The organism is Burkholderia sp. IT-111MI5, assembly GCF_949752865.1.
Classification (GTDB): domain Bacteria; phylum Pseudomonadota; class Gammaproteobacteria; order Burkholderiales; family Burkholderiaceae; genus Burkholderia; species Burkholderia pyrrocinia_C.
In genome coordinates this window covers 1-306 of the sequence record NZ_CATKIF010000060.1, presented here as the reverse complement: position 1 = coordinate 306, position 306 = coordinate 1, and the positions used below count along the sequence as shown (strand labels likewise).

The following is a 306-nucleotide window of genomic DNA, read 5'->3' as shown; positions in this document are numbered from 1 at the left end:
TGGCCGAGGTTCAACGCGTCGCTGTCGCCCGTTGCGTCCGCTACGTTCGTCACCTTCACCGGACCATTGCCGTCGCCCAGCGTCACCGAACCGTAGTTCGGCGAACCGTCCGGGTTGCGGTCGTACGTCACGGCAGCGATTGCCTTGCCGTCGCCGCCGATCAGGCCCGAGTCCTTCAACTGGCTCACGTTCACCGCGTCGAGGTCGGCAGTACCTGCCTTCACGTTCGACAGCGTCGTGCCGTTTGCGCCGGCCAGCGTGACCTTGTCCTTCGCCGTGCCGTCGTACACCACTGCCAGCGATTCA

At 65.4% G+C, this 306-nt stretch carries 1 pseudogene; it reads right to left on the bottom strand.

Going from position 1 to position 306, the window contains the following annotated elements:
- Positions 1-306: pseudogene (locus ACM6JT_RS29360) on the bottom strand (hypothetical protein); the annotation flags it as partial.